We start from the raw sequence: 19,358 nt of genomic DNA on the forward strand, positions 1-19,358 counted from the left end.
CCGTCTGGAGTGACGCCGCCTGTGTCTCACACCACTACCGTCGAACACGTGACTGTGATCGCCACCGAAAGTCTGAGCAAGCGGTTCCCCCGCGTCACCGCGCTCGACCGGTTGTCCGTCGACATCGCACCAGGGGTCACCGGCCTGGTGGGTGCCAACGGCGCCGGTAAGTCCACGCTGATCAAGATCCTGCTCGGGTTGTCCCCCGCCAGCGAGGGCCGCGCTTCCGTGCTCGGCCTCGATGTGGCGAAGGACGGCAGCGCCATCCGCGAAAGCGTCGGCTACATGCCCGAGCACGACTGTCTGCCGCCCGATGTCTCGGCCACCGAGTTCGTCGTCCACATGGCGCGCATGTCCGGGCTGCCGCCCTCCGCGGCCCGTGAGCGCACGGCCGACACCCTGCGCCACGTCGGGCTGTACGAGGAGCGGTACCGCCCCATGGGCGGCTACTCCACGGGTATGAAGCAGCGGGTCAAGCTGGCCCAGGCGCTGGTGCACGACCCGCGCCTGGTGCTGCTGGACGAGCCGACCAACGGACTGGACCCGGTCGGCCGAGACGAGATGCTCGGGCTGATCCGCCGCGTGCACACCGACTTCGGCATCTCGGTCCTGGTCACCTCGCATCTGCTCGGCGAGCTGGAGCGCACCTGCGACCACGTCGTGGTCATCGACGGCGGCAAGCTGCTCCGCTCCAGCTCCACCAGTGACTTCACGCAGGCCACGGCCTCCCTCGCGGTCGAGGTGACCGACACCGCCGACCACCCGGACGGCACCACGGCGCTGCGCACCGCGCTCGACCGGGCCGGGCTCACCGTCCAGCCCGCCGGCCGCGGCGCCGACGGATCGCCCGGCTCCGACCATGTGCTGCTGGTCGACGTCGCGGGCGAGGAGACGTACGACACGGTCCGCGACACCATCGCCGGCCTCGGCCTCGGCCTGGTCCGCATGGAGCAGCGCCGCCACCGCATCGCGGAGATCTTCCGGTCCGACGACGAGGACGCGAACGCCGCGGAGGACGCGAACGCCGCGGAGGCCGTGGACGTCGCGAACGCCGCCGCAAGCGCACACGGGAACGGAGGTGCCGTCGATGCCGCCTGAGACCGTGACCCAGCAGCGCGCCGACGTCATTCACAACATCGGCTACCGCCACTACGAGGGCCCGCGCCTCGGCCGCGCCTACGCCCGCCGCTCGCTCTTCTCCCAGAGCCTGCGCGGCGCGTACGGCCTCGGCCGCTCGGCCAAGTCCAAGGTCGCGCCGATGCTGCTGTTCGCCGTGATGTGCATGCCCGCCGCGATCATCGTCGCGGTGGCCATCGCCACCAGCGCGGACGAGCTGCCCGTCAAGTACACCCGCTACGCGATCATGCTGCAGGCCGTCATCGGCCTCTACACCGCTTCGCAGGCGCCGCAGTCCGTCTCCCGGGACCTCCGCTTCAAGACGGTCCCGCTCTACTTCTCGCGGCCCATCGAAACGATGGACTACGTGGTGGCCAAGTTCGCCGCCATGGCCTCCGCGCTGTTCATCCTCACCGGCGCGCCCCTGCTGATCCTCTACGCCGGGGCACTGCTCGCCAAGCTGGACTTCGCCGATCAGACGAAGGGCTTCGCACAAGGACTGGTCTCCGTGGTTCTGCTCTCGCTCCTCTTCGCCGGCATCAGCCTGGTCGTCGCCGCGCTCACCCCGCGCCGCGGCTTCGGCGTCGCCGCCGTCATCGCCCTGCTGACCATCTCCTACGGCGCGGTGTCCGCCGTCCAGGCCATCGCCTGGGACCAGGGCAACACCGGCCCGGTGAGCTGGATCGGGCTGTTCTCGCCGATCACCATCATCGACGGGGTGCAGACGGCGTTCCTCGGTGCCACCTCCTCCTTCCCCGGCGGGGTCGGCCCCGGCACCGGGACCGGGCTCGTCTACGTCCTCGTTCTCCTCGGCCTGATCGCCGGCTCGTACGGGCTGCTGATGCGCCGCTACCGAAAGGTCGGCCTGTGACCACGATCGCCATCGACAACGTCTCCCGCTGGTTCGGGAACGTCGTGGCCGTCAACGACGTGACCATGGACATCGGCCCCGGTGTCACCGGGCTCCTCGGCCCCAACGGCGCCGGCAAGTCCACCCTCATCAACATGATGGGCGGCTTCCTGGCCCCCTCCACCGGGTCCGTGACCCTCGACGGCAGCCCGATCTGGCGCAATGAGCAGGCGTACCGCCACATCGGGATCGTCCCCGAGCGGGAGGCGATGTACGACTTCCTCACCGGCCGCGAGTTCGTGATCGCCAACGCCGAACTGCACGGGCTGCCCGATCCGCGCGCCGCCGCCCGTAAGGCGCTCGACACCGTCGAGATGGACTACGCGGGCTCCCGGAAGATCGCCACGTACAGCAAGGGCATGCGCCAGCGCGTGAAGATGGCCTCCGCGCTGGTGCACGAGCCGTCGGTGCTCCTCCTGGACGAGCCGTTCAACGGCATGGACCCCCGGCAGCGGATGCAGCTGATGGATCTGCTGCGGCGGATGGGCGCCGAGGGCCGCACCGTGCTGTTCTCCTCGCACATCCTCGAGGAGGTCGAGCAACTGGCGGCGCACATCGAGGTGATCGTCGCTGGGCGGCACGCCGCCTCCGGCGACTTCCGCAAGATCCGCCGGCTGATGACGGACCGGCCGCACCGCTATCTCGTCCGGTCCAGCGACGACCGCGCGCTCGCGGCCGCCCTGATCGCCGACCCGTCGACCACCGGTATCGAGGTCGACGCGAGCACCGGCGTCGACGGCGGGCTGCACATCCAGGCGGTGGACTTCGCCCGCTTCACCGAACTGCTGCCCCGGGTCGCCCGTGACCAGGGGATCCGACTCCTCACGGTCTCGCCCTCCGACGAGTCCCTGGAGAGCGTCTTCTCCTACCTCGTCGCGGCCTGAAAGGAGCCCACAGCGATGTCCTCGCTCTACCACCCCACCGTCGCGCGGCTCACCTACCGGGCCCTGCTCGGCCGCCGCCGTGCGCTGATCCTCTTCACCCTCCCCGGGCTACTGCTGATCATCTCGCTCGCCGTACGGCTGCTGACCGGCGCGGACGACGACACGGCCGACGCGATCCTCGGCGGCTTCGCGATGGCCACCATGGTCCCGCTGATCGGCGTGATCGCCGGTACGGGCGCGATCGGCCCGGAGATCGACGACGGCTCGGTCATCTATCTGCTGGCCAAGCCGGTGAAGCGGCCGACGATCATCGTCACCAAGCTGATCGTGGCGATCGGCGTCACGGTCGCCTTCTCCGCGATCCCCACCCTGCTCGCGGGCTTCGTGCTGAACGGCAACGCGAACCAGCTGGCCGTCGGCTACGCCGTCGCCGCCGCCGTGGCCTCCGTCGCCTACAGCGCGGTCTTCCTGCTGCTGGGCACCGTGACCAGGCACGCGGTGATCGCGGGACTGGTCTACGCCCTGGTCTGGGAGACCTTCTTCGGCAGCCTGGTCGCCGGGGCCCGCAAGCTCAGCGTGCAGCAGTGGGCGCTGGCACTCGCGCAGAAGGTCGCGGACGGCGATGTGATCACGTCGGACGTCGGCCTGGCGACCGGCGTCATCCTGCTGCTGGCCGTGACCGTGGGCGCGACCTGGTACGCGGGCCGCAAGCTGCGCACGCTGACCCTCGCGGGGGAGGAGTGACCACCGGAGTGACCAGCGGCGCGAGGTGATGCCCGCAGGGGTCGCCCAGCGGTCTGTGCACGCCTTACGGTCGCCATCGCGCCGGAGCGGCGGAGCGGCCGCAGATCGTCTGCGCGGTGGCGGCGGTCGTCGGAATGACGGCCGCCGCCACCGCGTGTCCGGGGCCGCGCCGGCCACCGCTCAGGACCGGATCCTGCGGTCGCGGCCCGCGCCCAGGCCCAGCACCGCCAGCGCCCCGCACACCGCCAGCATCAGCGTCAGCGGCAGCGCCCAGCCGCCGGTGGTCTGGTGCACCACGCCGAGCGCCAGCGGGCCCACCGCGGCCAGCAGATAGCCCCAGGTCTGCGCCATGCCGGAGAGCCGCGCCGAGGTGTGGGCGTCCCCGGTCCGCAGCACCATCATGGTCAGCGCGAGACCCACGGACCCGCCCTGCCCGACGCCGATCAGCGCCGCCCACACCCACGCCCCGGCGACGGGAGCCACCAGCAGGCCCGCGATACCGGCGCCCATCAGCGCCGCGACGGCGACGGCCAGCGTCCGCTGGGAGCGCATCCGCCCGGCGAGGGTGGGCACCACGAACGAACCGACCATCTGCAGCATCGTGCTGAACGCGAAGACCAGCCCGGCCGCGCTCTTGCTCATGCCGTGGTCGGTGAAGATCGTCGGCATCCAGGCGATGCAGACGTACGCGATCGACGACTGCAGCCCCATGAAGAGCGTGACCTGCCAGGCCAGCGTGGAACGGCTCAGCCGCGACCCCGCGTCCGGCGCCGTCCTCGCGGGCGTCGTCCTCACCGGCGTCGCCGCGGGCTCGCCGTGGTGCGTGCCACGCCGCGCGAGCACCGTCTGCGGTATCCAGACCAGCGCCGCGACCGCCGCCAGCAGCGACCACGAGGCGAGCGAACCCCGCCAGCCGCCGAGCGCGTTCTCCAGGGGTACGGCGGAGGCGGCGGAGACCGTCGCCCCGCCGATCATCGAGGTGGTGTAGAGCGCGGTCATCCCGGCGGCCCGGTGCGGGAAGTCCCGCTTGACCAGGCCCGGCATCAGCACATTGAGGAACGCGATCCCGCTGCCGACGAGGGCGCCCCCGGCGAAGAGCGCCATCACGGGCGGCGCCACCCGCAGCAGTATGCCGCCGAGCAGCAGCACCAGCGCGCTCAGCAGCACCGCCTCGGTGCCCCAGCGCCGGGCGAGCCGGGGCGCGAAGGGCGAGGCCAGACCCATGAAGATCAGCGGAATGGTGGTGACCAGGCTGCCCGTGGTCGCGGACAGCCCGAAGTGGCCGCTGATCTCGCCGAGGAGCGGGGAAACCCCGGCGAGCGCGGCCCGCATGTTGAGCGACGCCAGCACGATGCCGACCAGGAGAAGCGCGGGATGGGCCCGCAGGGTCCGCCGCGCGGCGGTCACCTCGGGGGTCGGCCGCAGATCCGTCTCGGCGTCCACGAGCAGCGGCTCGGCCTCGGGGCCGGGGGTGTGCGGGCGTGGCAAGAAGAACTCCGTTCACGTAGTGATGAGGTGAGGCGGCCAGGCGCTACGGCCCTGCCGAGGGGGTCTCAGGCGGTGCCGAGCAGCGCCTCGATGGCGCGTTTGGGCGCTTCCAGCAGCGCCCGGGCCGCCGCCTCGGCGGCCGCCGGGTCGCCGGAGGCGATCGCGTCGACCAGGGCACGGTGGTCGGCGGGGACGATGCTCGGCACCTCGCGGTCGCCGAGCGAGGCCACCAGCGAGTCCCGCACCGAGCTGCTGAACCAGCCGTAGGTCGCGCTCAGCGCGGCGTTGTGCGCGGCGTCCACCACGGCGGTGTGGAACTCGAGGTCATGGGCGGCGTGCAGCTCATGGCGGCCGGCGGCGGGCCGCTCCCCGCTCCGCGCGAACGCATCGAGCGACTCCAGCGCCGCCCGCATCCGCCGCAGATCGGCGGGGCCGTGCCGGAGCGCGGCCAGCCGCGCGCCCTCCGCCTCCAGCGCGATCCGCAGCTCCAGCACATCCCGGATCCCGGCGCGCCGCACATCGCGCATGACCTCGGAAGGGTCGGTCGTGGAGATCACGAAGGTGCCTTCGCCCTGCCGGGACTGCAGCATCCCCGCGTGCACGAGGACGCGGACCGCCTCGCGGACCGTGTTCCGGCCGACCTGGAGCTGCTCGGCGAGGGCATGCTCGGTGGGCACGCGGTCCCCGACCTGCCACTCGCCCTCCCTGAGCTGCGCGCGCAACTGCTCCACCACGGTGTCGACCAGCGACCGCCGCCCCGCCGCCCGCAACGCCATCCCTCTCGGTTCCCTCACTCGATTCACCCGGTTGCCCAGTCATCCTACAACTTGGCATGCGAAAGCCCGGTGAGCAGGCACCCCCGCCCATCGAACCCTCTCGCCTGGCCTGTGGATAACCCCGATCCCCCATAGGTTCGTCTTGGACCTATGGGCCAGTAGGCCGGCTGGCCGGTCTCCTGCCCGCGCCGCCGCCTGGCGCGCCGCGCCCGCCGCTGAGCCGCCTCGGCCTTGAGCGTTGCGACGGCCCCGCGGACCTCGGCCACGTCCTCGCCGAGATCGCAGAGCCGCTCGCTCATGGCGCAGATGACCCGCCCATGTGCGTCGAGCCGCCGGCCCATGCCGTCCAGCCGGGCGGAGACCCTGGCCATCCACGACGCCAGCTCCCGCAGCGTGGAGCCGACATCCGCCAGCCACGCCTCGACGGCGTCGAGGCGTGTGGGTACGTACCCGCCTGGCGATATCGCTGTCCCGCAGCAACATCGCCACATTGGGCACCGCGCGGCGGGGGCGGAGGGTGAGGTGGGCGTGACCCGCGTATATGGAACAACGATCCGATCGCGGGAGGGTTGCCCGCACCGCGTCGCGTTGACGGACGTCAGTCTCAACGCCGCGAGGGGCGGGCGCCGTCGGGCGCCCGCCCCTCGTCGTACCGCGTCGTGCCGAGCCGTACCGAGTCATGCCGAGCCGTACCGCGTCGGCCACCGCTCAGGCGTGGACCGGCTCCGGCGGGGATTTCTCGGGGGTCGGCTTCGGGGGCGTGCCGCCGGGGCCGCCGCGGACGACGGCGAGGACCAACAGGCCCGCCGCCAGGGCCGCGATGCCCGCGATGACGCAGATGCGGTCGAGGCCGGCCGCGAACGACTCGTGGACCAGGGCGCGCGCGGCGTCCGCCCGGGCCGGGGGCGCGGCGGCGATCACGGCGTCGGCGTGGCCGCCGCTGATGGCCTCGGCGGCCTGCCCGGCGGCGCGGGCCGGAACGGTGTCGCCGCTGTCCACCATGTCCCGCACCCGGGTCGCGAACACCGTGCCCAGGACGGCGATCCCCAGCGCATAGCCCATCTGCCGGAAGGTGTTCACCGCGCCGCTGGCCATGCCCGCCCGCTCCGGCGGGGCCGAGCCGAGGGCGGCCGAGACCAGCACCGGCATGGCCAGGCCGATCCCCACACCGGCCAGGGCCAGACCGGGGACGAAGGCGGTCCAGTCCGCGTCCGGGGTCACCATCGCCGCGTTGACCAGCGCGCCCGTGCCCACCAGCAGCAGTCCGCCGCCGAGCGCCCGACCGGGGGCGACCCGGTCCAGCAGCCGTCCGCCCGCCGCGCCGACGACCAGCGAGACGCCCGCCATCGGCGTCACCGCGAGCCCCGCCTGCACCGGGCTCATCCCCAGCACCGACTGCAGCCACAGTCCGGCGTAGGTGAGGTACGGGAAGGCCGCCGCCTGGAGCAGCAGGGCCGCCGCCATGAGCACCGCGAACGTCGGGCGGCGCATCAGCCCCAGGTCCAGCAGCGGCTGCCGCTTACCGCGCTCCAGCAGGACGAAGGCGACCAGCGCGACCGCGGCCGTCACCAGCGCGGTGACCGTGCCGGTGTCGGCCCAGCCCTCCTCGCCGCCGCGCATCAGCCCGTACGTCAGCGCCCCGGTGCACACCGTGAACGAGGCGGCGCCCGGCAAGTCGATGCGCACCCCGGCCGCGCCGCGCGACTCCTCGATGGAACGGACCGTGATCCATACCGCGATCGCCGTCAGCGGCAGATTGACCAGGAAGATCGCGCGCCAGTCGACATACTCGGTCAGCACCCCGCCCAGCACCGGGCCGACGGCCGCGGCCGCCCCGCTCGTACCGCCCCATACGCCGAAGGCGATTCCGCGGTCGCGGCCGGAGTACGTCGCCATCAGCAGCGGGGTGTTGGTGGCGAACATGGCCGCGGCCCCCACGCCCTGCACGGCGCGGGCCGCGATCAGCACCCCGGCGTCCGGTGCCAGACCGCAGACCAGGGAGGAGATCGCGAACACCGCGAGGCCGACCAGGTACAGCCGCCGCCGTCCGAAGAGGTCCGCCGCCGATCCGGCCACCATCAGCAGCGCGGCCAGCGCCAGCGCGTAGATGTCCATCACCCACTGGAGGGAGGTGAAGGACGCGTCCAGGCCCCGTGCCACCTGGGGCAGCGCGGTGTTCACGATCGTGACGTCTATCAGCAGCATGAAGTTGCCGAGGGTGATGGCGGCGAGCGGCCACCATGATCTGCGCATGACTGACTCCGGGATCCGGCACATTCCGACAAGGGGAGGCGGGACCGGCCCCGAGGGCGGTTCCCGCGGCTCTTACGGTCGCCCCGACCCGACAGGTTCTCCCAGCCGGCCCCCGACCCGGCGGCGATATCCGACAGCCGCTAGCTTGGTGCGGTGGAATCCGACGCGTACGACGATCTGGACCGGGCGCTGGTGCACGCCCTCCAGCTCGACGGCCGGGCCCCCTTCAGCCGGCTCGCCGAGGTGCTGGGCGTCTCCGACCAGACCGTGGCCCGCCGCTACACCCGGCTGCGGACGACCGGAGCGATCCGGGTGCTGGGGCTCACCGACCCGGCGGCGGTCGGCGATGTGGTCTGGATGGTACGGGTGCGGTGCCTGCCGGACGCCGCCCTGCCGGTGGCCGAGGCGATGGCCCGGCGGCCGGACACCTCCTGGGTGTATGTGCTCTCCGACGGCACCGAGGTCGCCGCGTCGACGCGGGCGGCGTCCGGCCAGGACAGCGACGCCCTGCTGCTGCGCAAACTCCCGCAGACCCCACGGGTGGTGGGGGTGAGCGCGCACTGCGTGCTGCACGAGTACTTCGGCGGGGAGCAGAGCCTGGTCAACAAGTCCGACGCGCTGACGGCCGAGCAGATCGCTCGGCTGCGCACGCCCGCCGCGGACCGGCCGAAGGGCCCGCGCGGACCGGTGAGCGCCGGGGACCGCAAGCTGCTGGACGTCCTCGCCGGGGACGGACGGGCGCCGCTGGCCGAACTGGCCGCCGCCACCGGCTGGTCGCAGTCCACGGTGCGCCGCCGGCTGGCCGATCTGCGCGCCGACGGCACCCTGTACTTCGATGTCGACTACTCCCACCGGCTGTTCAGCCAGGGCATCACCACCGCGATATGGCTGTCGGTACGGCCGTCGGAGCTCGCCGCCACCGGGCAGACGCTCGCGAACCACCCCGAGGTGGCGTTCGCATGTGCGACCACCGGAACGAAGAACCTGCTGGCGACCGTGGTCTGCGCCGATGTCCCGGCCCTCTACACCTATCTGACGACCCGGATCGCCGAGCTGACCTCCGTGCGGGACATGGAGACCACCCCGATCCTCCGTCGGGTCAAGGGCCCGGGGCCGCTGCTCACCTCTCCCTCCCGGGTGCCCTGGCGGGCTCCTGAACGGCCCGTTCCGCAGCGGTAGTTGGAGGAAACTCCGAAACTCTGGTGGTCGAACTCTGTTCATCTCTACGTCGATGTAGATCTTGACGGTTGTCAGGGACCTGGCGAACTCTTGGCGTGCGCTGGATCACACCGCGCCGCCCCCTCCCTTGGTCACGAGCCTTTGAGGGGGTGTCAGGAGTGAAAACGGAGGGAACCCCGAATGCGTCGTCTCGTCACGAGTCTCGCCGCCACAGCCGTCACCGCGGCCGCCACCATCGCCCTGGCCGCACCCGCCCAGGCGGTCCCCGCGGACAAGCAGCAGGTCCTCGCCAGCTGGACCCAGACCAGCGCCAGCAGCTACAACACCTGGCTCGCGGCGCGGAACAACCAGGGCGCCTGGGCCTCCTACCAGTTCGACTGGTCCACCGACTACTGCAGCAGCTCCCCCGACAACCCGTTCGGCTTCCCCTTCCAGACCGCCTGCGCCCGGCACGACTTCGGCTACCGCAACCACAAGGCGATGGGCATCTTCGACGCCAACAAGGCGCGCATCGACAGCGCCTTCTACGAGGACCTGAAGCGGGTGTGCAGCGCCTACAGCGGTGCCACCAAGACGTCGTGCGACGGCACGGCCTGGACGTACTACCAGGCGGTCAAGGTCTTCGGCTGACCATTCCGCCGCAGGTTGACCATCCCCGCCGCGGGCCGACCATCCCCGCGGCCGAGCCCGGATGCCGGGCGGTCCGCCGAGGCGGCCGCACCGGCGTCCGGCCGGTTCAGCCGCTCGTCGCCGCCGACGGGAAGAGCCGCTCCAGCACCACGGCGATGCCGTCCTCCGTGTTGGACGCGGTGACCTCGTCGGCGACGGCCTTGAGGTCCTGGTGCGCGTTCGCCATCGCGACCGCGTGCTCGGCCCAGCCGAACATCGGGATGTCATTGGGCATGTCGCCGAAGGCGATCGCGTCCTCCGCGGTCATCCCCAGCCGGCGCGCGGCCATCGAAAGGCCCGTGGCCTTCGTCAGCCCCAGCGGCAGCAGCTCCACCAGCCCGGTGCCGGCCATCGTCACCCCGACCAGGCCCCCGGCGGCCGTCCGGGCGGCGTCCGCGAGCGCGTCGTCGCCCAGCTCGGCGTGCTGGATGTAGAGCTTGCTGATGGGCTCCGACCACAGCTCGGCCGGCTCGGTGAACGGCACCAGGGACATCCCCTCGTGGTCCATCCGGTACCCGTCGCCGAACAGCACCTCGCCGTCCAGTCCGTCGCGGGCCGCGGCCAGGAACAGCGGGCCGATCTCCGCCTCGATCTTCTCCAGCGCCAGCAGCGCCACCTGGCGGTCCAGCGTGACGGAGGTCAGCAGCCGGTGCTCGCCCGCGTGGTAGAGCTGGGCGCCCTGGCCGCACACCGCGAGCCCCTCGTAGTCGAGGTCGTCGAGTATGTGCCGGGCCACCGGGACGGTCCGCCCGGTGACCACGATGTGGGCGGCGCCCGCCGCGGTGGCCGCGGCGAGCGCGTCACGGGTGCGCGCCGAGACGGTGTGGTCGGGGCGCAGCAGCGTCCCGTCGAGATCGGTCGCGACCAGGCGGTACGGAAGGACGTCGCCGCCGCTCACCGTGCGACCGGTTCCAGGACCTCGCGTCCGCCGAGGAATGGCCGCAGTGCCTCGGGCACCCGCACCGAGCCGTCGGCCCGCTGGTGGTTCTCGAGGATCGCGACGATGGTACGGGTGACCGCGCACAGCGTGCCGTTGAGCGTGGCCAGGGGGCGGACCCGCTTGCCCTCGCGCATCCGGATCGACAGCCGGCGCGACTGGAACTCGGTGGTGTTGGAGGTCGAGGTCAGCTCGCGGTACTTGCCCTGAGTCGGGATCCACGCCTCGCAGTCGAACTTCCGCGTCGCCGACGAGCCCAGGTCACCCGAGGCCAGGTCGACCACCCGGAACGGCAGCTCCAGCGAGGTCAGCCACTGCTTCTCCCACTCCAGCAGCCGCTGGTGCTCGGTCTCGGCCTCCTCCGGCGTCGTGTAGACGAACATCTCGACCTTGTCGAACTGGTGCACCCGGAAGATCCCCCGGGTGTCCTTGCCGTACGACCCGGCCTCACGGCGGAAGCAGGAGGAGAACCCGGCGTAGCGCCGCGGCAGCTGGTCCGCCTCCAGGATCTCGTCCATGTGGTACGCGGCCAGCGGCACCTCGGAGGTGCCCACCAGGAAGAGGTCGTCCTTGTCGAGGTGGTAGACGTCCTCGGCGGCCTGGCCGAGGAAGCCGGTGCCCTCCATGGCCTTCGGCTTGACCAGCGCCGGGGTGAGCATCGGGGTGAAGCCCGCCGCGGTGGCCTGTGCCATCGCCGCGTTCACCAGTGCGAACTCCAGCAGGGCGCCGATGCCGGTCAGGTAGTAGAAGCGGGAGCCGGAGACCTTGGCGCCGCGCTCGGTGTCGATCGCGCCGAGCAGCTCGCCGAGCTCCAGGTGGTCCTTGGGCGCGAAGCCCTCGGCCTCGAAGTCGCGCGGGGTGCCGACGGTCTCCAGGACGGCGAAGTCGTCCTCGCCGCCGACCGGGACCTCGGAGTGGACCAGATTGCCCAGCTGGAGCAGGAGCCGCTGGGTCTCCTCGGCGGCCACGTCCTGCTCGGCGTCGGCCGCCTTGACGGCGGCGGAGAGCTCGCCCGCCTTCTTCAGCAGCTCGGCCTTCTCGTCGCCGGAGGCCTTGGGGATGAGCTTGCCGAGCGCCTTCTGCTCGGCACGAAGCTCGTCGAAGCGGACACTGGAGGACCTGCGCCGCTCGTCGGCGGTCAGGAGCGCGTCGACGATGCCGACGTCCTCTCCACGAGCGCGCTGGGAGGCGCGCACACGATCGGGGTCCTCACGGAGCAGGCGAAGGTCAATCACCCCCCCAGGTTACCGGTGTGACCTCGGGTGCTCGACGCGATATTCCTTTGCGTCCTATTTTGCCCCCTTTTGGGGCTGTGGGTAAACCGGGGAATTCCTGTGACGGCCACCGTCAAGGAATGCTTCCGCATTCCCCGAAAAGGGGCAAAGAGGCGGCGCCGAGTCGACCTTCTTCCCTTGCGTGCGGGGTGAGTTGGGGGTTGGTTGTCCACAGGCCTGGGGGGAATCCCCGAAGTTATCCACAGGCTGTGTGTGAGATCTGTGGATGTCGCAGTGATCGTTGAGGGCGCCCAGATGCTCGGCGATGGATTCCCCTATCAAACCGCGTTCACACACTCCTCAAGAGAGGAATCCCTCACTCCAAAGAGTTGGTCGAGCGAATTGAGGTGACAAGTGAGTGATGTCCGTCGATGGAGATAAACGCGAAGAGTGTTGCGATGTGCCCGGTGTGCCGGATTGATGATGTCGACTTATCCCCAGCGCGAGGCGTCTGCCTGTGGATAACTTTTCCGCAGCGATTGTGTTGACGCGCTCCGGCGTGGGTCCGGGACCGCTCCGGGGCCGCTCAGGCGCGGGTCCGGGTCAGGCGCGGGTCCGGCTCAGGCCCGGCCGTCCTGGCAGCGGGCCAGCCACTCCGCCGCCTCCGTGAACGCCTCGTCCGACGTCCCGTGCCGCAGCGACGCCATGTCGTCGGCCGTCACACCCGCCCGGGGGTACGAGCCCAGGAACCGCACCTTCGGGCAGATCCGCTTCAGCCCCATCAGGGCCGAGCCGACCCGCCGGTCGGAGATGTGCCCCTCACAGTCCACCGAGAAGCAGTAGCGGCCGATGCCCTCGCCGGTCGGGCGTGACTCGATCCGCATCATGTTGACCCCGCGCGCGGAGAACTCCTGGAGCAGCTCCAGCAGCGCGCCCGGGTGGTCGTCACCGAGCCAGATCACCACGGAGGTCTTGTCCGCGCCCGTCCGGGCGGCGGGCCGGGCCGGGCGTCCGGCCAGCACGAAGCGGGTCATCGCGTTCTGCGCGTCGTGGATGTCGGTGACCAGCGGGTCGAGACCGTACCTGGACGCCGCGAACTCGCCCGCGAACGCCGCGTCGTACCGCCCCTCCTGCACCAGCCGCGCGCCGTCCGCGTTCGAGGCGGCCGACTCCCATCGGGCGTCCGGGAGGTTCGCCGCCAGCCAGTTGCGCACCTGGGGCTGGGACACCGGATGCCCGGTCACCGTCTTGATGTCCGTGATCGCGGTGCCCGGCCGGACCAGCAGCGCGAAGCTGATCGACAGCAGCACCTCGCGGTAGATCATCAGCGGTTCGCCGGTGGCGAGCTCGTCGAGGGTCGCGGTGACCCCGCCCTCGACCGAGTTCTCGATGGGCACCAGGGCGGCCGCCGCGGCTCCGGAGCGCACCGCGTCGAGGGCCACCGGCACGGAGACCATCGGCACCAGCTCCCGGGTGGCGGCCTCCGGCATGGACCGCAGCGCGGCCTCGGTGAAGGTGCCCTCGGGCCCGAGGTAGGCATAGCGGCTGGCCGACATCACGGTCGCTCCCTGTGATCAGACGAGACCGCCACGATACCCGCGTCGGCCGGGGCCTCCGCCCCGCATGGTGGACACCCATATGGACACCCTTGGACGCGATGCCGCGGGGCGGCTCGTCCCCTTTCCTATGCCTCCAAGAGTGCCTGACCCACGTACTCCCCCGGGGCGCAGCCAGGAGGCACCGCGAACAGCGCGCTGGCCTCGTGCCGCAGGAACCGCGACAGATCGTCGCCCAGGTCCAGCTTCCGCTGCACCGGCACGAACCCCTTCATCGGGTCCGCCTGCCAGGCGATGAAAAGCAGCCCGGCGTCCGGCGCCCCGTCGTCGCGGAAGCCGTCGTGGTACGAGAAGGGCCTGCGCAGCATCGCGGCGCCCTGGTTGGACGCGGGCGCCGCGACCCGTACGTGGGCGGCGCCCGCGATGGCCAGGGCACCGTTCCTGTCGACCTTGTCGAGCTGAACCGGGGTGGTCTCGGTGCCGCCGGACAGCGGGGCGCCGTCGGACTTGCGGCGGCCGACCACCTTCTCCTGCCGCTCCAGGGAGAGGTGGTCCCAGGAGTCCAGCAGCATCCGGACGCGCCGGACGACCGCGTAGGAACCGCCCGCCATCCATGCGGGCTCGCCCCTCTCCGGTACGAAGATCCGCCGCTCGAAGTCGTCGTCGGTCGGCTTGGGGTTGTTGGTGCCGTCGATCTGGCCCATGAGGTTGCGGGTGGTCATGGGGCGGCCGGTGGCGCCGGGGGACCGGTTGAAGCCGTTCATCTGCCAGCGCAGCCGGGCCGTGTCCGCGGCCTCGCGCTGCAGGGCGCGCAGCGCGTGGAAGGCGACCAGCGCGTCGTCGGCGGCGATCTGGATCCACAGATCGCCGTTGCTGCGCTTGGGGTCGAGCGCGTCCGAGACGAAGTCGGGGAGCGGGGCGAGCGCCTCCGGCAGCCGGTCCTCGACCCCCGCCTTGCCGAAGAAGGTCCGGCCGAAGCCGAAGGTGACCGTAAGGGACGAGGGACCGGCGTCGAGCGCGATCCCGGTGTCATCCGGTGGGGCCTCGCCCGCCATCAGCTCCTTGGCCGTCCGAGACCAGCGGCGCAGCAGTGCGGCGGCCGCCTTACGGTTCGCACCGGGCGCCAGGTCGAAGGCGAGGAGATGGCCGTGGGCCTGGAGGGGGGTGGTGATGCCCGCCTGGCGCCTGCCGTGGAAGGGCACGGCGGTCGCGCCCAGCGAGCTGAGGGGCGCGGGGGCCTCCCGCGTCGCCTCGGACGCGTAGGCTCCGGCGGCTCCGCCGGCGACCAGTCCGGCCGCTCCGGCGGCGCCCGCCGAGCCCAGCAGACGCCGCCGGGAGATGCCGGACGAGGGTGGTTGCTCTGTGGTCATTGAGCGACTTTCACGTTCCTGGTCTCCGTCACCTGGTCGATGTCGGAGGTTCGTACGGTCAGGGAGAGCTGCCAGGTGCCCGCCATGGGGAGCTGGACGGTCTTGGCGCTCCAGTGCCCGGTCGAGAGGCGCTCGAGCGGGATGCGCAGTGGCCCGATCCCCTTGCCCTTGAGCGTCAGCGACAGCTTGACCTCGGGCACGTCCACGGGACGGTCGGCCAGGTCGGTGGTGAAGACGTGCAGCGTGTTGTCACCCGGCAGAGCGGGGTCGATCATCACCACGGCCTTGCCGCGTCCGCTCTTGGGGCCCGTGTCGTAGGGGATCAGCACGCTCACCGGGTCGACGTTCAGCTGGTCGCCGGGCTTGGCGGCCGGAGCGCTTGCCTGCTCGGTCTCGGCCCGGCCGGGCTGGGTGCCGCTGAGCACGGTGGCCACCGCGAGCAGCACGACGGCCACGATGGTCTCGGCCAGCACCGAGCGGCGCAGCCCGCTGCGCTCGCGGTCGGCGTCGCGCTCCCGCAGCGTGGCGGTCCTGTCCTTGGCGGCCCGCTGACGGGCGAGCTGGGCGGTGCGTACGGGGTCGTCATCGGCGGCGGCGCCGGTACCGGAGTCGTCGCCGGTACCGTCACCGGGCTCGGTTTCGGCCTCGGCGGGGGTGTCGACCGCCGCGTCGGCCGCACCGGTACGTACCGGCCGCGCGGCCTTCACCGCTGCCTTGGTCCCGGCCTTGGCCGTGTCGGCCGTGGCTTCGGCATCGGTCTCGACGTCGGTCTCGGCATCGCTCTCCGCCTCGACCGCCAAGTCCTTCTCCGCCTCGGCCCCAGCCGCCTCCGTGACATCCGTAAGGCGCCCGGTCCAGCGGCGCGAGATGGCCGCGATGCCCACGAGCACCGCCACCAGACCCACCTTGACCAGCAGCCATCGCCCGTACTCGGTGTCGGTCAGCGCGCCCCAGGAGCCCACCTGCCGCCACGACTGGTACAGCCCGGTGACCACCAGGGCGACGACCGAGCCGAAGGCCAGCCGTGAGAAGCGGCGCACGGCCGCCCGCTCGATCGGCTCGCCCGCCCGGAGCGTCACCGCGAGCGAGGCCAGACCGCCCAGCCAGACCCCGACCGCGATCAGATGGATCACGTCCACCGGCATGGCCAGCTGCCGCTGCAGGCCCACCGAGGCGTGCTCGGCCATCGCCCAGGTCGCGGCGAGTCCCACCGTCATCACCGTGCCGCCGAAGCCGAGCCCGAAGGCGAGGTCCTGGCGGCGCCGCGCGTCCGCCTCCCCCTCCCCGGTGCGCCGGGTGTACGAGCCGAAGAGGACGGCCAGGAAGACCGCCGCCGCGCCGAGCAGCAGCAGCCGGGAGAGCAGCGCCGCGCCCGGCTTGGTGGACAGCACATCGCCCAGCCTGCCGAGGTCGAGGAGCCCGCCGATCCCCTCGCCGTCGGTGTACGGCCCGCGCAGCAGCAACAGCAGCAGGCTGGCCGTGAAGACCGTCACCCAGCCGCCCACGGCGATCTTCCGCACCGGGCGCGAGGACCGGCAGACCCCGGCGAACACACAGCCGCCCACGAGCGCCGCGAAGCCGCCGTAGGCGGCGTACCGGCCGATCCCGTAGAGCGTGCTGACGGTGGTGTCGGACGCCTCGCCCGTGGGCACCTTGGCCTTGGTCTTGGACGGGGCGCCGATGGAGAAGGTGAACGCGCCGCTCACCGGGTGGCTGTCCTCCGAGACCGCCTTCCACGCCACCGTGTAGGTGCCGTCCGGCAGCCCGGAGTGCAGCCCGGCGGCGGCGGTCGACGACTTGCCGTCGACATGGGCGGTCTTCCCGGTGTCCACGCGCTTGCCCTTGGGGTCGAGCACGCGCACCGAGTCGCCGGAGAGCAGCACGCCCTCCGAGAAGTTCAGCGTGACCTCCCTGGGGGCGGTCTTCACCACCGAGCCGTCGGCGGGGTCGGTCGAGGTGAGCGCGGCATGCGCGGACGCGGAGTTCGCGCCCACGCTCAGCGCGCACAGCAGCGCGGCGAGCAGGGTGCCGCAGATCGCCATCAGCCGCCGGGCGGTCGCGGTGGTCCGGGTGGGAGTCGCGGTGGGTCCGGCGGGGGCCAGGGAGGTCGGAGAGGGCATCGGGCGTCAGTCCTTGGGGCGGTACGTCGTCGGCTCGACCGGGACTTTGATCTCGATGGGGTCGGAGGTGGCGAAGTGGAGGGTGAAGCTGACCCTCTCACCGACCTTCGGCCGGTGGGTGAGGTTTGTCAGCATCAGATGATCTCCGCCGCTGGTCAGCTCGAGCCGGCCGTCGGCCGGGACATCGAGCGAGCTCACCTGCTTCATCCGGTTGCCCTTGGTGGTGTGCAGGGTGACCTCGGAGGCGAGCGGGGTGGTGACGGACGTGAGCTCGTCGGCGCCGCCACCGGCGTTCCGTACGGCCAGGTAGCCCGCCGCCATGTCGTCCATGGGCGGCTGCGAGACATAGGCACCGCTCACGGACAGCTTCGGGGCGCCCTTGTGGCCCGCGTGGTTCCCGCCGTCCCCGCCGCCGCTGTCGTCGCTCCCGCAGGCGGTGAGCGCGGCGGACAGACTGACGGTGAGGACTACGGCGGCCGCCTTACGGATGCCGGGGCCGGTCGCCGTCACGGGTTCCGCCCCTCGATGATCTTTGGCAGATCCTTGGCGTAACGGTCCGCCGTGGCCTCCGTCGTGTAGATCCAGTGGCCCTTGTCGTCCTTGGGCGAGAAGCCGATCACCTCGGCGCCGTGGCTGACGGTGATGCTGCCGTCCTTCTCCTTCTTCGGCTTCTCGATGAAGATGCCCAGCGGCCGCGCGGCGGCCTCGATGGTGTTGAAGTCGCCGGTCAGGCCGACGAAGTCGGTGCCGCCCTGGGCGTCCAGCCAGGAGCGGATCCGCTTGGGGGTGTCGCGGGCGGGATCGGTGCTGACGAAGACGACCCGCAGCTTCTCCCGCTCGGCCTTGGGGAGCTTCTTCACGGCGAGGCCGACGTTGCTCATGGTCAGCGGGCAGACGTCCGGGCAGTGGGTGTAGCCGAAGAAGAGCAGGGTGGGCCGGCCCTCGGTCTCCTTCAGCAGGTCGTACTTCTTGCCGTCGGTGCCGGTGAGGACGAGGTCCGGCTTGGCCTTCGCCTGGTCGAGGACGATGGCCTGCCCCGACCTCTGGCCGCCCTTGACCTCGGCGGCGGCGTTGTCGCCCTTGCCCCCGTCGTCCGAACCGCCACAGGCGCTGAGGGTGAGCGCGGCGGCGGCGACGATGGCGGTGGCCAGGATTTTGGTGCGCATGGAGCTGTTCTCCCAGGAGGGGGTGGATCGGTGGCGTGGGGGGCGGCGGGCACGAGGGCCCGCCACCCCCGCCGGGGTCACGCGGTCGGTTCAGGACCGTGCTCACCGGCGGTCACGCGCATACGGTCGAGTGGTCGGCGGTCAGGCGGAGCGGCGGCGGCTGGCGACCACGCCGAAGACGACACCGGCGGCGCCGACGACGATGCCCGCGATGCCCAGCACCCGGGCGGTGGTGTCGCTGCCGTCCTCGTCGTCCGAGGCGTCCTTGGAGGCGGAATTCTCCGCTCCGGCCTTCTCGGAGCCCTTGTCCTGTCCGGACGCCGCGGCGGCGTCGCCGTCCGAGCCCTCGGCCGGGGCGACCAGCTTGAGCACCGGAGCCGGGTTCTCGGGCTCGGCGGCACCCTCCTTGGGCTCCTCGATCCAGCGCACGACCTCCTTGTTGTCGTACGTCTGGAGGGCCTTGAAGGCGAGCTGGTCGGCGTCGTCGGGCAGCTGGCCGACCGAGAGCGGGAACTGCTGGAACATCCCCGGCTCGATCTTGCCGCCGGTCCAGGTGACCTTGGTGACCGCCTCGGTGATCTTCTCGCCGTGCATCTCCAGGGGCTTGGGGAGCTTGGACTTGGTGACCTTGACGTCCCAGCCGGGCACCGGCTGGGGCATCACCGAGGCGAGCGGGTGGTCGGCGGGGAGGGTCACCTCGAGCTTGACGGTGGAGGAGTCGTCGCGCTCGTTGGGCACCTTGAAGTTGATGGTGCTGTAGCCGCCCTTCTCGGCCTGGCCGGGCTGCACGCTCACGTGTGCGAAGGCCGGGCCCGCGGTGAGCAGCACCAGGCCGCCCGCGGTGAGGGCGCCGAGGACCGGCAGACGGCGGAGACGCATGGCGTTCATGTCAACACTCCAGGAACAGGAATGATCAGATGGGTGGGCGCGTGTGCGGCGACGTCGCGGCCGCCCTCCGGTCCCGCTGGAGGAGCGT

The 19,358-nt window shown here is 71.8% G+C and carries 17 protein-coding genes; 6 read left to right on the forward strand and 11 right to left on the reverse strand.

Annotated elements, in window-relative coordinates:
- Positions 1–21: 21 nt before the first annotated feature.
- The 4 genes from LIV37_RS25815 to LIV37_RS25830 are packed head-to-tail and all read left to right on the forward strand — an operon-like array spanning position 22 to position 3,654.
- Positions 22–1,098 (forward strand): ABC transporter ATP-binding protein, encoded by a 1,077-nt coding sequence (locus LIV37_RS25815; RefSeq protein WP_121824510.1) that lies wholly within the window; start codon positions 22–24, stop codon positions 1,096–1,098.
- Complete coding sequence (locus LIV37_RS25820) at positions 1,088–1,987, forward strand: ABC transporter permease (protein ID WP_020870035.1); 900 nt, start codon at positions 1,088–1,090, stop codon at positions 1,985–1,987. The genes LIV37_RS25815 and LIV37_RS25820 overlap by 11 nt, the downstream gene beginning before the upstream one ends.
- Complete coding sequence (locus tag LIV37_RS25825) at positions 1,984–2,910, forward strand: ABC transporter ATP-binding protein (RefSeq protein WP_020870036.1); 927 nt, start codon at positions 1,984–1,986, stop codon at positions 2,908–2,910. The genes LIV37_RS25820 and LIV37_RS25825 overlap by 4 nt, the downstream gene beginning before the upstream one ends.
- A 15-nt stretch (positions 2,911–2,925) precedes the next feature.
- Entirely contained in the window at positions 2,926–3,654 is a 729-nt protein-coding gene (locus tag LIV37_RS25830; protein WP_020870037.1) for an ABC transporter permease subunit, read from the forward strand.
- A 180-nt stretch (positions 3,655–3,834) separates the two neighbouring features.
- Here the strand turns inward: LIV37_RS25830 and LIV37_RS25835 are convergent, their stop codons facing one another.
- The 3 genes from LIV37_RS25835 to LIV37_RS25845 form a co-directional block, all read right to left on the reverse strand.
- Positions 3,835–5,142 (reverse strand): CynX/NimT family MFS transporter, encoded by a 1,308-nt coding sequence (locus tag LIV37_RS25835; RefSeq protein ID WP_020870038.1) that lies wholly within the window; start codon positions 5,140–5,142, stop codon positions 3,835–3,837.
- A gap of 65 nt (positions 5,143–5,207) precedes the next feature.
- Positions 5,208–5,918, reverse strand: coding sequence for a FadR/GntR family transcriptional regulator (locus LIV37_RS25840; protein ID WP_020870039.1), 711 nt, complete (start codon positions 5,916–5,918; stop codon positions 5,208–5,210).
- Positions 5,919–6,626: 708 nt separating this feature from the next.
- Complete coding sequence (locus LIV37_RS25845; protein WP_020870041.1) at positions 6,627–8,171, reverse strand: MFS transporter; 1,545 nt, start codon at positions 8,169–8,171, stop codon at positions 6,627–6,629.
- A 153-nt stretch (positions 8,172–8,324) separates the two neighbouring features.
- Here LIV37_RS25845 and LIV37_RS25850 point away from each other — a divergent pair, with 153 nt between their 5' ends.
- Positions 8,325–9,350 carry an Lrp/AsnC family transcriptional regulator gene (locus LIV37_RS25850; RefSeq protein WP_020870042.1) on the forward strand — a complete coding sequence of 342 codons (1,026 nt, stop codon included), beginning with the start codon at positions 8,325–8,327 and terminating at the stop codon, positions 9,348–9,350.
- Positions 9,351–9,530: 180 nt separating this feature from the next.
- A complete protein-coding gene (locus LIV37_RS25855) occupies positions 9,531–9,980 on the forward strand; it encodes a phospholipase (RefSeq protein ID WP_020870043.1) in 450 nt (149 codons plus the stop codon).
- A 106-nt stretch (positions 9,981–10,086) separates the two neighbouring features.
- Here the strand turns inward: LIV37_RS25855 and LIV37_RS25860 are convergent, their stop codons facing one another.
- The 8 genes from LIV37_RS25860 to LIV37_RS25895 all read right to left on the reverse strand — a co-directional run bounded on the left by LIV37_RS25860 (position 10,087) and on the right by LIV37_RS25895 (position 19,270).
- Positions 10,087–10,917 carry an HAD family hydrolase gene (locus tag LIV37_RS25860; RefSeq protein ID WP_020870044.1) on the reverse strand — a complete coding sequence of 277 codons (831 nt, stop codon included), beginning with the start codon at positions 10,915–10,917 and terminating at the stop codon, positions 10,087–10,089.
- Entirely contained in the window at positions 10,914–12,191 is a 1,278-nt protein-coding gene (serS, locus tag LIV37_RS25865) for a serine--tRNA ligase (protein WP_121824509.1), read from the reverse strand. Before serS ends, LIV37_RS25860 begins: the two co-directional genes overlap by 4 nt.
- Before the next feature lie 599 nt (positions 12,192–12,790).
- Positions 12,791–13,726, reverse strand: a complete 936-nt coding sequence (gene pheA, locus LIV37_RS25870) for a prephenate dehydratase (RefSeq protein ID WP_020870046.1) — start codon at positions 13,724–13,726, stop codon at positions 12,791–12,793.
- A gap of 128 nt (positions 13,727–13,854) precedes the next feature.
- The gene (gene efeB, locus LIV37_RS25875; RefSeq protein ID WP_020870047.1) at positions 13,855–15,096 is read right to left on the reverse strand and encodes an iron uptake transporter deferrochelatase/peroxidase subunit; all 1,242 of its coding nucleotides are present in this window, start codon (positions 15,094–15,096) and stop codon (positions 13,855–13,857) included.
- Complete coding sequence (locus LIV37_RS25880; RefSeq protein WP_020870048.1) at positions 15,093–17,216, reverse strand: copper resistance CopC/CopD family protein; 2,124 nt, start codon at positions 17,214–17,216, stop codon at positions 15,093–15,095. Before LIV37_RS25880 ends, efeB begins: the two co-directional genes overlap by 4 nt.
- 6 nt (positions 17,217–17,222) lie before the next feature.
- Positions 17,223–17,726 (reverse strand): copper chaperone PCu(A)C, encoded by a 504-nt coding sequence (locus LIV37_RS25885; protein ID WP_020870049.1) that lies wholly within the window; start codon positions 17,724–17,726, stop codon positions 17,223–17,225.
- On the reverse strand, positions 17,723–18,382 hold the full coding sequence (locus LIV37_RS25890) for an SCO family protein (RefSeq protein WP_020870050.1): 660 nt from the start codon (positions 18,380–18,382) through the stop codon (positions 17,723–17,725). The genes LIV37_RS25885 and LIV37_RS25890 overlap by 4 nt, the downstream gene beginning before the upstream one ends.
- A 141-nt stretch (positions 18,383–18,523) precedes the next feature.
- The gene (locus LIV37_RS25895; RefSeq protein ID WP_020870051.1) at positions 18,524–19,270 is read right to left on the reverse strand and encodes a YcnI family copper-binding membrane protein; all 747 of its coding nucleotides are present in this window, start codon (positions 19,268–19,270) and stop codon (positions 18,524–18,526) included.
- Positions 19,271–19,358 lie beyond the last annotated feature (88 nt).

The sequence above is a fragment of the Streptomyces rapamycinicus NRRL 5491 genome, from assembly GCF_024298965.1.
GTDB lineage: Bacteria > Actinomycetota > Actinomycetes > Streptomycetales > Streptomycetaceae > Streptomyces > Streptomyces rapamycinicus.